At 64.0% G+C, this 12,214-nt stretch carries 14 protein-coding genes; 4 read left to right on the plus strand and 10 right to left on the minus strand.

Annotated features, from left to right (window positions below; translation table 11 throughout):
• The first annotated feature begins 12 nt into the window (after nt 1-12).
• The gene (locus tag C6A77_RS01820; RefSeq protein WP_114167771.1) at nt 13-915 is read left to right on the plus strand and encodes a transporter substrate-binding domain-containing protein; all 903 of its coding nucleotides are present in this window, start codon (nt 13-15) and stop codon (nt 913-915) included.
• Between the two features lie 95 nt (nt 916-1,010).
• On the opposite strand, the gene C6A77_RS25245 is transcribed toward C6A77_RS01820, so the two are convergent.
• A complete protein-coding gene (locus C6A77_RS25245) occupies nt 1,011-1,256 on the minus strand; it encodes a transcriptional regulator (protein ID WP_133295859.1) in 246 nt (81 codons plus the stop codon).
• Between the two features lie 200 nt (nt 1,257-1,456).
• Between C6A77_RS25245 and C6A77_RS01825 the strand changes: the two genes are divergently transcribed.
• Nucleotides 1,457-2,350 carry a bestrophin family ion channel gene (locus C6A77_RS01825; protein WP_114167772.1) on the plus strand — a complete coding sequence of 298 codons (894 nt, stop codon included), beginning with the start codon at nt 1,457-1,459 and terminating at the stop codon, nt 2,348-2,350.
• Between the two features lie 136 nt (nt 2,351-2,486).
• Here the strand turns inward: C6A77_RS01825 and phnE are convergent, their stop codons facing one another.
• From phnE to C6A77_RS01845, 4 genes are read right to left on the minus strand one after another with little or no spacing between them, the layout of a single operon-like run.
• On the minus strand, nt 2,487-3,254 hold the full coding sequence (gene phnE / locus C6A77_RS01830) for a phosphonate ABC transporter, permease protein PhnE (protein ID WP_114167773.1): 768 nt from the start codon (nt 3,252-3,254) through the stop codon (nt 2,487-2,489).
• Nucleotides 3,251-4,078, minus strand: coding sequence for an ABC transporter permease (locus C6A77_RS01835; protein ID WP_114167774.1), 828 nt, complete (start codon nt 4,076-4,078; stop codon nt 3,251-3,253). The genes phnE and C6A77_RS01835 overlap by 4 nt, the downstream gene beginning before the upstream one ends.
• A complete protein-coding gene (locus C6A77_RS01840) occupies nt 4,072-4,866 on the minus strand; it encodes an ATP-binding cassette domain-containing protein (protein ID WP_114167833.1) in 795 nt (264 codons plus the stop codon). The genes C6A77_RS01835 and C6A77_RS01840 overlap by 7 nt, the downstream gene beginning before the upstream one ends.
• A gap of 14 nt (nt 4,867-4,880) precedes the next feature.
• A complete protein-coding gene (locus C6A77_RS01845) occupies nt 4,881-5,735 on the minus strand; it encodes a putative selenate ABC transporter substrate-binding protein (RefSeq protein ID WP_114167775.1) in 855 nt (284 codons plus the stop codon).
• 127 nt (nt 5,736-5,862) lie between these two features.
• Between C6A77_RS01845 and selD the strand changes: the two genes are divergently transcribed.
• Both selD and mnmH read left to right on the plus strand, forming a co-directional pair.
• Nucleotides 5,863-6,897, plus strand: a complete 1,035-nt coding sequence (gene selD, locus C6A77_RS01850) for a selenide, water dikinase SelD (RefSeq protein ID WP_114167776.1) — start codon at nt 5,863-5,865, stop codon at nt 6,895-6,897.
• Nucleotides 6,897-8,009 carry a tRNA 2-selenouridine(34) synthase MnmH gene (mnmH, locus tag C6A77_RS01855; RefSeq protein WP_114167777.1) on the plus strand — a complete coding sequence of 371 codons (1,113 nt, stop codon included), beginning with the start codon at nt 6,897-6,899 and terminating at the stop codon, nt 8,007-8,009. Before selD ends, mnmH begins: the two co-directional genes overlap by 1 nt.
• 301 nt (nt 8,010-8,310) lie before the next feature.
• On the opposite strand, the gene C6A77_RS01860 is transcribed toward mnmH, so the two are convergent.
• The 5 genes from C6A77_RS01860 to C6A77_RS01880 all read right to left on the minus strand — a co-directional run bounded on the left by C6A77_RS01860 (nt 8,311) and on the right by C6A77_RS01880 (nt 12,192).
• Nucleotides 8,311-8,697, minus strand: coding sequence for a lysozyme inhibitor LprI family protein (locus C6A77_RS01860; protein ID WP_114167778.1), 387 nt, complete (start codon nt 8,695-8,697; stop codon nt 8,311-8,313).
• 22 nt (nt 8,698-8,719) lie between these two features.
• Entirely contained in the window at nt 8,720-9,259 is a 540-nt protein-coding gene (locus C6A77_RS01865) for a hypothetical protein (protein ID WP_114167779.1), read from the minus strand.
• 88 nt (nt 9,260-9,347) lie between these two features.
• Nucleotides 9,348-9,911, minus strand: a complete 564-nt coding sequence (locus C6A77_RS01870; RefSeq protein ID WP_114167780.1) for a GNAT family N-acetyltransferase — start codon at nt 9,909-9,911, stop codon at nt 9,348-9,350.
• 643 nt (nt 9,912-10,554) lie between these two features.
• On the minus strand, nt 10,555-10,938 hold the full coding sequence (locus C6A77_RS01875; RefSeq protein ID WP_114167781.1) for a YkgJ family cysteine cluster protein: 384 nt from the start codon (nt 10,936-10,938) through the stop codon (nt 10,555-10,557).
• A 126-nt stretch (nt 10,939-11,064) separates the two neighbouring features.
• Nucleotides 11,065-12,192 (minus strand): hypothetical protein, encoded by a 1,128-nt coding sequence (locus C6A77_RS01880; RefSeq protein WP_114167782.1) that lies wholly within the window; start codon nt 12,190-12,192, stop codon nt 11,065-11,067.
• Nucleotides 12,193-12,214: the final 22 nt, after the last annotated feature.

Raw genomic sequence — 12,214 nt, forward strand, 5'->3', positions numbered from 1 at the left:
CGGAGAACAACAATGCAAAAAATCACGTTGATCGGCTGCACCCTTGCCCTTTTGCTGGCCACTCAGGCCCATGCCGATGAAGCAGCGTTGGGCCCTACGTTAAGCAAGATCGCCAAAGCCAACAGCATCACCCTGGGCTATCGCGATGCTTCGGTGCCGTTCTCCTACGTGGGCGACCACTCCGGCCAGCCGATGGGCTACTCGGTAGACCTGGCGAGCAAGATCGTCGAGCGGGTACGGCAGAAGCTGGCGTTGCCGCAGCTGAAGGTGAAGTACAACCTGGTGACCTCGCAAACCCGCATTCCGCTGGTGCAGAACGGTACCGTCGACCTGGAGTGCGGCTCGACCGGCGTTACCGCAGAGCGACAGAAGCAGGTGGCGTTTTCCTACGGGTTCATCTACGTCAAAGGCCAACTGCTGACGGCCAAAGACAGCGGGATCAACAGTTTTGCCGACCTGCGCGGCAAGAATGTGGTGACCACCGCCGGCACCACCAACGAACGCTACCTGAAAAGCTACAACGTCGAACACAAGGTCGACATGTTCGTCATCAGTGCCAAGGACCATGGTGAAGCCTTCCAGATGTTGCAGTCCGGTCGGGCGGCGGCGTTCTACATGGACGATGCGCTGCTCTACGGAGAACGCGCCAAGGCCCGCGACCCGCACAAGTGGGTGGTGGTCGGGGAGGAGCAATCGCGGGAAATCTACAGCTGCATGGTGCGCAAGGACGACCCGCAGTTCCTCGCCCTGGTGAACGCGGCGCTGGGCGAGCTGTACAGCTCCGGGGAAATCAACGGCATCTACCAGCGCTGGTTCGAACAACCGATTCCGCCCAAAGGCTTGAACCTGGAGTTCCCGATGACCAGCGAACTCAAGGCCATCATTGCCAAGCCGGTGAGTGATCCGGTGGAGTAGCGCCGATTTGACGTCGAAACCCGCATGCGATGACCAGCAGCACGGCACCAGAAGAATGGTGTCGTGCTTCTATCTAAACACCGCAGGTTCAGGTTTTATCCACAGCTGGGCTTCGTGCCGTCCGGCATTGGGGATGCGGCAATGTCACGTGGCTGGCGTTTTAAAGATAAAGCGGGTGATTCAACAATCCGCTTATTTCTCGCCCGAGCTTCCTCTGTGTAAATAGTGGCTCGGGCTCTTTCAGCATGATCAGTACCACTCATAACCTGAGGCAAATATTCTTGAATGGCTTCTTCGCTATTCAGCAAATCCATTAGGTCAAACGGTATCAGTTTTTGCATCGACGTCCCCTGAACAGGCAACAAGAGCGTGACAGCCCCCTGTTAAGTACTACACAGCGCACCCTCCTAAAAATTTGCAGTCCTTTTCTTACTCGCTTGACAGTGAACATGTCTGGTAACAACCCCTGACGAACCACACCGAACCATGCCCATCCCTCGACGTCCGATCCTGCATCCCCCGCGTTTCGAGGTACCCCCGTGTGAAAGACATCATCACCCGCAAGTACCGCCTGGTGGTAAAAACCATCGGCTACATCGGCTGGTCGCTGTTCTGGCTGCTGATCTGGGATGTGCTGGTCACCATCGACTTCATGCTGTTTTTCAACAGCAAGTTCAGCCTGCCGCTGATTCCGTTGACCCTGCTCGGCTCGGCGCTGGTGGTGCTGGTGAGCTTTCGCAACAGCAGCGCCTACAACCGCTGGTGGGAGGCGCGCACGTTGTGGGGGGCGTTGGTGAACAGCTCGCGCAGCTTCGCACGGCAGGCACTGACCTTGATCGATGACCCGGATGACGGCCTCAACCCGGTCAAGGCCACCCTGCTGCGCCGGCATATCGCCTACGTGAACTGCCTGGCGGCGCACCTGAAAGGTGAGCACTGCCCGGATGAACTGATGGCGTTCATCCCGCCGGCGGAATTCGAGCGGCGCAACCGTTCGAACAACTTCGCCAACGACATTCTGAGTGGCTCTGCGGCGCTGCTGGCGCGGGAATACCAGGCCGGGCGGCTGGACAGCATTCGCCTGGCAAGGCTGGAGTCGACGCTGGTCGACCTGTCCAACGCCCAGGGCGGCATGGAGCGAATTGCCAATACGCCACTGCCCTACCCTTACGTGTACTTCCCGCGGCTGTTCATTACCTTGTTCTGCCTGATCGTGCCGGTGGGGCTGGTGGAGTCGCTGGGCTGGTTCACGCCGCTGGCTTCGACCGTGGTGGGCTTCATGCTGCTGGCCATCGAGCGGATCGGGACGGATTTGCAGAGCCCGTTTCGCTTCAGTGAGCACCAGATCCAGATGGACAGCATTTGCGAGACGATCGAGCGCAACCTCGAGTCGATGCAGCGGGAGGCGCAGTGTGCCGAAGTTGTGGGGGCCTGAGCGATTTCGGGGCTGCGTTGCAGCCCATCGCGACACAAGGCCGCTCCCACAGCTACAGCATCAGCCCCAAGCCTGCGCGGTACCTGTGGGAGCGGCCTTGTGTCGCGATGGGCCGCAACGCGGCCCCGGCTTTCGGTCAGGCCCGCACATAGCGCTGGCGCAACACATCGCTCAACGCATCCACCAGCAGCACCAGCACCAGCATGCCGATGATCACCGTACTGGCCTGGGCCTCCTGGAACAGGCTCAGGGTGGTGTAGAGCATCTGCCCCAAGCCGCCAGCCCCGACAAACCCCAGCACGCTGGCCATACGGATGTTGTTTTCCCAGCGATACAGGCTGTAAGCCAGCAACTGCGGCCACAAATTGGGCAAGGTCCCAAAGCAGAACGCCGCCACCTGGCTGCCGCCCTGCAGGCGAATGGCCGCCGCCGGCTCTGGCGGTGCGTTCTCCAGGGCCTCGGCAAACAGCCGCCCCAGTACGCCAGCGGTGTGCAGCGCCAGCGCCAGAGTACCGGCATTCGGCCCAAGCCCGGCAGCCAGCACCGTCAGCGCAGCCCACACCAGTTCGGGAATGGCACGCAAGGCATTCAGCAACAACCGCGCAGCGGCCTGCAACGGCCAACCGAAGCGGCCAGCGGCCGGCAGCGCCAGCAGCATGCCCAGCACCATCGCCAACAAGGTACCCAGGCCCGACATCGCCAGGGTTTCCAGCGCCCCGTGCGCAACCGCACGCAGGTGCATGGCCGACAGGTCCGGGTGCAGGAAACGCCCGGCATACTCAGCCATCTGGCCCAGCCCGCCGTTGCCGACCAGTGCCTGCCAGTCCAGCTCCAGGTACGCGAACGAGGCCATCACCGCGGCTACGATGGCTACCAGCACCAGCACGTTGAGCGCCCGGTTCATGCCAGCCTCCAGCGCAGCAGCCGGCTGAGCAGGTCGGCCAGCATCACCAGCATCAGGAACGTCAGCAGCATGCTCGCCACTTCTGCTCCGGCGAACATGCGCATCGACAGGTCGATCTGCTGCCCCAGCCCGCCTGCGCCGACAAAGCCCATCACCACCGAGGCACGTACCGCGCACTCCCAGCGGTACACGGTGTACGACACCATCTCGGACACCGCATTGGGCAGGATGCCGTAGAGAAACGCCGCCAGCCGGCCACTGCCCGCCTGCAGCAAAGCGTGCGCCGGGCGCTGGTCGACCGACTCGAAGATCTCTGCATAGACCTTGCCGAGCATGCCGCTGTAGGTAATGGCGATGGCCAGCACGCCAGCCGTCGGCCCCAGGCCGACAGCCCGCACGAACAGCAACGCCCAGACGATTTCCGGCACGCTACGCAGGAACACAAGTAACCAGCGCACCGGCAGGCGCAGCAGACGCGACCACCAACCGACGCGCCCGCCACGGGAGGCCGCGCGCAACGACAAGGCGCGGCTGGCCAGCAGGCTGGCAGGGACCGCCAACAACAACGCCAGCGCCATGCCAGCGGTGGCCACGGCCAGGGTTTGCCAGGTAGCTTGGGACAGCAGCGAAAGAAAATCGCCATCGTGCGCCGGCGGCCAGAAGGCGCTGGTGAAGCTGGCGATCTGCTGACGGTTCTCCGCCTGCAACAGCACCCCGGGGTTCAGTTCACTCAAGCGAATGCCCGGCCACAGCACCGCCAGCGCCAGCAAGGTCAGCAGCAGCCGGGGCAACAGCGCCGGGTCGCGGGCATTACCCCTCAGCATCGCGGAATCTGCACGGTCAGGGTTGGCCCCTGGGTTGGCGGCGAGCCCAGTTGTTCGTTGGCATACAGCGCATCCAGCAACTGCCCGGTCACGGCCTCGGCCGGGCAGTCGAAGGCCACCCGCCCTTCGCGGATACCAATCACCCGCGGGAAGTGCGCCAGCGCCAGGTCCACGGCATGCAGGCTAGCCACCAGGGTCACGCCATTGGCCTGGGCATGGCAGTTGAGCAAGGCCAGGCTGTGGTCGGCCAGCACCGGGTCCATGGCCGACACCGGCTCGTCGGTCAGCAACAGCTGCGGCCGCTGGTACAGCGCGCGGGCAATGCCCACCCGCTGCAGCTGGCCGCCGGACAACTGCCCGCACTGCACGAACAGTTTGTCGGCCAGGCCCAGCTCGGCCAGGGCTTGCCGGGCCCCCGGCACATCGCTGGGGTACAGCAGGTTGAGCAGGCCGCGCAGCATGCCCCATTGCCCGAGGCGGCCGGCCAGCACCGCCGTCACCACCCGCTGGCGCGGCGGCAATGGCGGTGCCTGGTGCACCAGGCCAACCCGCGCGCGCAGCCGCTGTCGAGCTCTGGAGGACAACGCCCAAGGCTGCTCGCCGAGCAGTTCGAGCTGCCCGCAGCCGGGCTGGATGGCCGTGGCCATCAGGTGCAACAAGCTGGACTTGCCGGCCCCCGAAGGCCCGATGATGGCGACGCGTTCGCCCTCGCCGATACGCAGGCTGACCGCATCAAGCGCACGCACCTGGCCATGCTGCAGGCTGACGTCGTGCAGCTGAATCGCCACGCTGGAAGAGGCAGTCACTTGAGCAGGCCGGCCTCGCGCGCAGCCTGCTCGGTGCCCACGTAGTTCTCAGGCTTGGTCTCGATGAAGCGGCTGGCGGCCTGCAGGTCGAGGATTGCCTTGTGTTCCGGGTTGGCCGGGTCGAGGTTGAGGAAGGCTTGCTTGATCTTCTCTTTCAGCGCTGGGTCCATGGTGCCGCGCACGGTCCAGTTGTAGTCGAAGTAGGTCGGCGTGGTAGCGAACACTTTCACCTTGGCGGTATCGACCTTGCCGGCATCCACCAGCTTCTGCCACACGCTGGCATTGAGCACGCCGCCATCGACCTTGCCGGCCTGCACCCAGGCCACGGTGGCATCGTGGGCGCCGGAGTAGGCCACGCGGCTGAAGTAGTCTTCAGGCTTGATGTTGTCCTGCTTGAGCATGAAGTAACGGGGCATCAGGCTGCCCGAGGTGGACGAGATGGAACCGAAGGCAAACGACTTGCCCTTGAGGTCGGCCAGGCTCTTTACTTCAGGGTTGGCGGTGATGAACTTGGAGGTGAACTGTGCATCCTGCTCACGCTGCACCAGCGGCGTGGCGGCTGGGTCTTTCAGGTGCACCTGGACGAACGTGAAGCCCCCCAGCCAGGCCAGGTCGAGGCGGTCGGAAGCCAACGATTCGACTACGGCGGGGTAGTCGGCCACCGGTACGAACTTGACTTCCATGCCCAGCTGTTTGGCCAGGTATTCGCCCAACGGCTTGAACTTGCGCTGCAGTTCGGTCGGTGCTTCGTCGGGGATGGCGCTGACCCGCAGCGTGTCAGCCGCCTGGGCGACAACGGCACAACAGGACAGCACGAGGCCGGCGGCGAGCGCCATAGGGCGTTTGAGCATGGGTGTTCTCCGGTTCAATAGCGGGGAAAGGTCGGCCTATGCGCCGACAACGGGGGATTATAAGAGGCGCAGGCGCAAAGGCCAGCTTTGCTACAATCGCGCGACAAATTGACCTGCCGAGGTACACATGAGCGAGCCGATTCGCCTGACCCAGTACAGCCACGGAGCCGGCTGTGGCTGCAAGATCTCCCCCAAGGTGCTGGATGTGATCCTCGCCGAAAGCGGCGCCCAGGCCCTGGACCCGAAACTGTGGGTTGGCAACGCCTCGCGCGACGACGCTGCCGTGTACGCGCTGGACGACGAGCGCGGCGTGGTTTCGACCACCGACTTCTTCATGCCGATCGTCGATGACCCGTACGACTTCGGCCGCATCGCGGCGACCAACGCCATCAGCGACATCTATGCCATGGGTGGCGACCCGCTGATGGCCATCGCCATCCTCGGCTGGCCAGTCAACGTGCTGCCACCGGAAGTGGCCCGCGAAGTGATCCGCGGCGGCCGTGCGGTGTGCGCCGAGGCCGGTATCCCGCTGGCGGGCGGCCACTCGATCGACGCCCCCGAGCCGATCTTCGGCCTGGCCGTCACCGGCGTGGTCAGCAAGCGCCACCTCAAGCGCAACGACACCGCCAGCGTCGGCTGCCGCCTGTACCTGACCAAGCCGCTGGGTATCGGCATCCTCACCACCGCCGAGAAAAAGGCCAAGCTGCGCGCCCAGGACCAGGGCCTGGCGCGCGACTGGATGTGCACCCTCAACACCCCGGGCAGCCGCTTCGGCAAGCTCGACGCGGTCAAGGCCATGACCGATGTGACCGGTTTCGGCCTGCTCGGCCATCTGGTGGAGCTGGCCGAAGGCAGCGGCCTTACCGCGCATCTGGACTACGCCGCCGTACCACGCCTGCCCAGCGTCGAGCACTACCTGGCCGAGGGCTGCATCCCCGGCGGTACGCTGCGCAACTACGACAGCTACGGGCACAAGATCGGCACCCTTGGCGACGAGCAGAAACACCTGTTGTGCGACCCGCAGACCAGCGGTGGCCTGCTGGTGGCGGTGGCCCCGGAAGGTGAAGCCGAGTTCCTCGCGGTGGCTGCCGAACTGGGCCTGCAGCTGGCGCCGATCGGCAAGCTGGTGGAGCGACAGAGCCACGCGGTCGAGGTGATCTGATGCGCCCCGACTGCACCGATTTCCGCCAGCTGTTCCTCGATGATGTGCCGATGATGGACATGCGCGCCCCCGTCGAATTCACCAAGGGCGCCTTCCCCGGCGTGGTCAACCTGCCGCTGATGACCGACCAGGAGCGGCAGAAGGTAGGTACCTGCTACAAGCAGCAGGGCCAGGCCGCCGCAATCGCCCTTGGTCACCAACTGGTGAGCGGCGCCAGCAAACAGGCCCGCCTGGAAGCCTGGGCGGCGTTCGCCCAGGCTAACCCGCAAGGCTATTTGTACTGTTTCCGTGGCGGCCTGCGCTCACAGATCGTGCAGGGCTGGCTGCGCGACGAGGCGGGAATCCACTACCCGCGTGTCAAAGGTGGCTACAAGGCCATGCGTACCTTCCTGCTGGACACCACCGAGCAGGCGGTGGAGCAATGCGATTTCGTCCTGGTAGGTGGCCTGACCGGCACTGGCAAGACCGATGTGCTGCACCAGCTGGACAACGTGCTGGACCTGGAAGGCCATGCCAACCATCGCGGTTCCAGCTTCGGCAAGCGCGCTACCGCGCAGCCGGCGCAGATCGACTTCGAGAACCAGCTGGCCATCGACGTACTGAAGAAGCGCGCCCGTGGCGTCGAGCAGTTCGTGCTGGAAGATGAAGGCCGGATCGTCGGCAGCTGCACGGTGCCACTGGCGCTGTACCAGGGCATGCAGCAGTACCCGCTGGTGTGGCTGGAAGACAGCTTCGCCAACCGCGTGGAGCGCATTCTGCGCGACTACGTGGTCAACCTGAGCGCCGAGTTCGTCAGCGTGCATGGCGAGGAGGATGGCCGCCGGTTGTTTGCCGAGCGCATGATGCAGAGCATGGCCAATATCTACAAACGCCTGGGCGGCGAGCGTCACCAGCGCTTGTCGGAGATCCTGCGCGAGGCGCTGGACGAGCAACTGCGCAGTGGTGCGGTGGACCTGCATCGGGGCTGGATCGAAGGGTTGCTGAACGAGTACTACGACCCGATGTATGCCTACCAGCGGGCCGCGAAGGCAGAGCGTATCGAGTTCGCCGGGGATGCCCTGGAAGTGCGCGAGTACCTCAAGGCCCGGGCGCTGCGCGAACCGCGCAAGTAGCACCAGGGCCGCATCGCGCCCCATCGCCGCGGTTCGTCGCCACGACAAGCCACACCACCCCGACAGCGCTGCTCTCAAGACCTGCGCAGTACCTGTGGGAGCGGGCAAGCCCGCGAAGCAGACAACGCAGTGGATGGCACGGGCTTCGCCCGTGTTCGCGGGCAAGCCCGCTCCCACAGAGATCGCGTCAGCTTTCAACACTTGAGCAAGGCAGTTGCCCCCAGCCGACCGCATCGGATTCGCGTCACGTGCGGTCCCTGTGGGAGCGGGTTCACCCGCGAATAGGCCGGAACGGTCGACCTCACTGCCCCGGGCTGAGCACCCGCTCCAGCTCCGCGGCCCGGTCCCGGGTCATGTTCAGCAGGCATGTCCCGCCTTCCAGTTGCGCCATGGTCCCGCCACTGGCCTGCACATGGAACTGGCAGTTGCCGTCGCGGTAGGCGATCCACTTGCGCTGCACATCGCGCAGGCTCTTCTGCTGCGCGGCGTCCAGCTTGCCCATCAGTTGTTTGTACATCCGGTTCAGCCGCTGGTCCTGCATTTGTGTCTCGGCCTTGATACATTCGCTCATGGCCACGGTACTCGAAGCCTGGTCCATGCACTGCTGGTAACCCGGCGTGTAGTCCTGGGCCATGGCCGACGGCAGCACACAGGCCAGTGCCAGGCCGGTCAGGTAACGCTTGCTCATGTTCATGCTCCCTTGGTGAATATCAAAGCGTCTGCGGCTGTTCCGGCGGCATCAGCACATTACCCGGCTCGAAGCGCAACGCCGGCATCTGCGTTGCCGCATAAAACGCCACACCCAGCGCCGCAATCAGCACCACATCGAGCCAGCTCCAGCCGGGCATGTCATCGGCGCTGCGTGCCTTCCAGCAATGCCAGGCCTGCCCCATGCAGAACACCACCATCGCCGCCAGCCACAGGTAGAAACCGGCACCCAGGCCGGTCAGCTCATGAAACGCGTAGCTCTGGTTGTCCGGCAAGCGGTCGATGCCGAAACTGCTGGCAGCCAGATACACCGCCGCCAACCCGGCCAGCAACGCCAGCCGCCGGAAGCGTCGATGGGCCAGGATAGCCAGGGCCAGTAGCGGGTTGGCGAACCATTGGTACAGGCCGAAGGGCATGCCCCATGGCCCGTACAGCAGCATCTGCAGGGCCGGCATGTGGCGGTCGCCGCTCATCAGCGCACCATCGAAGAACAGGGCGAGCAGGTACAGCGCCAGGCTGATGCTCAGGTAGAAGACGGGCAAGGGGGATTCCTGGGGGAAGCGGGACAGGCTGGGACCATAACCCAGGCCTCGCCCCGCCTCCAAACCTTCGGGTGGGGTGACAGGCCGATCAGGCAACCGGCGGCTCCAGCAGCAAGCCGTAGATACCCGAGTCAGACAGCTCGCCGGCGACGCACCAGCGTGCGCGCAGGGTACCTTCGAGAACGAACCCCTGGCGCTCCAGGGTGCGCGCCGAGCCGAGGTTGCGCGGGTCGATCTCGCCCTCCAGGCGGCGCATGTGCAGGGTATGGGCGAGGTAATCGATGAAACAGGTCAAGGCTTCGTCCATGTACCCTCTGCCCTGAACGGCGCTTGCCAGGCAGTAGCCGATCTCGCCGCGGCGGGACACATCGTCGATGTTGAACAGCTGGACCATGCCGATCAGTTCGCCGTTGTCGCGGCGGTACATGCCGAGCTTGAGCTGGTCGCCGTTGGCGTAGGCTTCGCGGTCGGCAGCCAGGGCGCTTTCGGCTTCGGCCAGGTCTTGCCAAGGGGCATGGTGCCAGTAACGCATGACCTCGGGGTCGGCCATGATCGCCAGCCATTGCGCAGCATCGGCGTGGCGCATGGGGCGCAATTGCAGACGCGGGCTGTCGAGGCAGAGGTCACTGGGGAAACTGCGGGTTGGGGTCACGCCGGATCTCCTGTCCATTGCTGGGGAGATGACAGTTTAACGGCATGCGCACGGTTCCGGCATCCCGGGGCTGCTGCGCAGCCCATCGCCGGCAAGCCAGCTCCCACCCCGATCGCGTCGCGCTCGAAACCTTGTGCAGTAGCTGTGGGAGCTGGCTTGCCGGCAATGGGCCGCAAAGCAAAGGAGCAACCACCTGAATCCTTCTCACAGATTTGGGCGGCAGCCGTGCGCGTGGTGAGAAGCCCGTGTTGGAGTCACCACGGTCAGGCCGAAGCCTGCACGCGCACAGCTGCCATGAACTGGCAGGAAGACAACCAACAACGAGTTCTCACACTCGCTCGCCATAGGGACGAACGGCGAAATTACCGCTGTGATTCTTCCCTGCCTATCAGACGGCATCCGACTGAGGTCGTAGGATAATTCCCAATCTAGAGAACCTGAAGCATTTGGCATCACGTTCAGAATCTTCTTACAGCTGATGGCCCTTTCGCGGGTAAACCCGCTCCCACAGGTACTGCGCTCGCCTTGAAATGGCGGTGGTCCCCATGGTCTCCATAGGTATTGCGCCAGCCCTGAACGCGGCGCGGTCACTGTGGGAGCGGGTTTACCCGCGAAAGGGCCGCTACAGGCTGACCAAATACGATCAGGCCACCTCAGCCCCATCATCCGGCCAATGCGGCTCATTGGCCTCTGGCGGGGTCAGCGGCGGTAACCCATAAGCCGCCCGCGCATCATCACAACTGGGGTTATGCACCCCGCCCTCCCACGACGCCTCGAACTCGCGGCACGGGCTGGACCGGTTGGCATAAATGCTACAAGCCACCTCTTTGCCGATCTCGCCCTCAAGGCTGACGCAGCGGCAGGGCTTGGCATCGGTGCCGATCATGGCAACGCGGGTGGGGTTGATCTGGACCACCAGGTCGTCCGGCACGACACCCCCGGCAGACTGGCATTCACCCCAGAAGAAGGACACACGAAAGTACCCGCAGCAGGCGCCGCAGTCGAGGCAAGGGTTATATTCGGACATGATGGCACGGAGGGAAGGTTGTTGTTATCGGGGCTGGCCCGCGGCGCCATTTTCAATCCAAGCGGGGGCGGCTGGATAGAGGGGCAATGCAAAAATATTTGCCGCTGATCCGACCGCCCGTTGCCGCTAGCAGATAGCCTTGTACGTTGCAGCCTCCCAGCGCTGCAACGCCAGGCCTGCATGCGGGTCGTAGTCACTGCCCTGCACCTGGCTGAAGTGGGTGCGAGCTTCACCGCAATGCACCAGCCGGTCGTTCTTCTCGCCCTCGGTCAACACGGTGTAGGACTTGCTGCGCATGGCCTGGTAGTACTTGTCGGCAGCCGCCATGGCCTGGTGATGTTTCATCAGCTGCCCAGCGTCCAGGGCCAGGCATTTGTTCAACCGTACACCCCAGCGGGTCAGGCAGACTTCGGCAAAATGCCGAACGATCAGGCCCGGCTCCGCCAGCACCTTGCCATCGCCTGCGCCATCCACCGAGGCATTGCCCACCAGCGTGGCATGCCGGCCCGGCATTGGATAAACACATATCCGCGTCGCGCGTGCGACCGCTGGAATGACGCAAGCAAAGCCTTTCGAGCGCTCGTCCCGCGAGTAGAAGCCTACGTACTCGTTGACATTGTCAGCCAACGTTACCCGTTCAGGCTGCACATTGCCGACGCCCGGCACCGGGTCGATGGCGAAGATGTTCACCGGAATGTGCCGCAATACCGGGTCCTTGGCCATGGCATTCGCCAGCATATGGCAGCTGATCCCTCCCCTGCTCCAGCCGACCAGGTTGACCTGGGTTGGCAGGCGTGGCTTGCGGAACAGGCGGATGATGCTTTCCTGCAGCTCCTGCGGGGTGGGGTGGCGGTCGCCATAATCGTAGGTGCGCCAGAACCACGAGGCCGCTGAAGAAGGGTCCGGAACCGGCACGCCAGCCTTTTTCAGGCGCAGGTACTCCTCTTCGCTCAGCTTGGTGCGCTGCCAGCTGCTTTCGCCCTTGATGACCTGCAGCACGTGGTTGACGTTCTCCTCCCAGCCACGGCCGAACAGCTGGCCGGTCCAGTTGAAGTAACCCCCGGGTTCGACGAACAGTTGGTCATCCTGCAGGTTGCCGCTGCCAGGGCCATCCACGGCGATCCACTGGGCGAACTCGCGGCCCTGGTCGTTGCTGGCCAGGGTCGAGACCAGTTCACCGTTCCAGAAGTTGGGGTTGGCGTCATCGAAGCGGTGCGAGCCGGTGCCGCAGAAATAGGCGGTGAAAACACTCATTCGTGGGTCTCTGTGGTGAGTT

The sequence above is a fragment of the Pseudomonas sp. AFG_SD02_1510_Pfu_092 genome (assembly GCF_003331055.1).
Lineage (GTDB): Bacteria > Pseudomonadota > Gammaproteobacteria > Pseudomonadales > Pseudomonadaceae > Aquipseudomonas.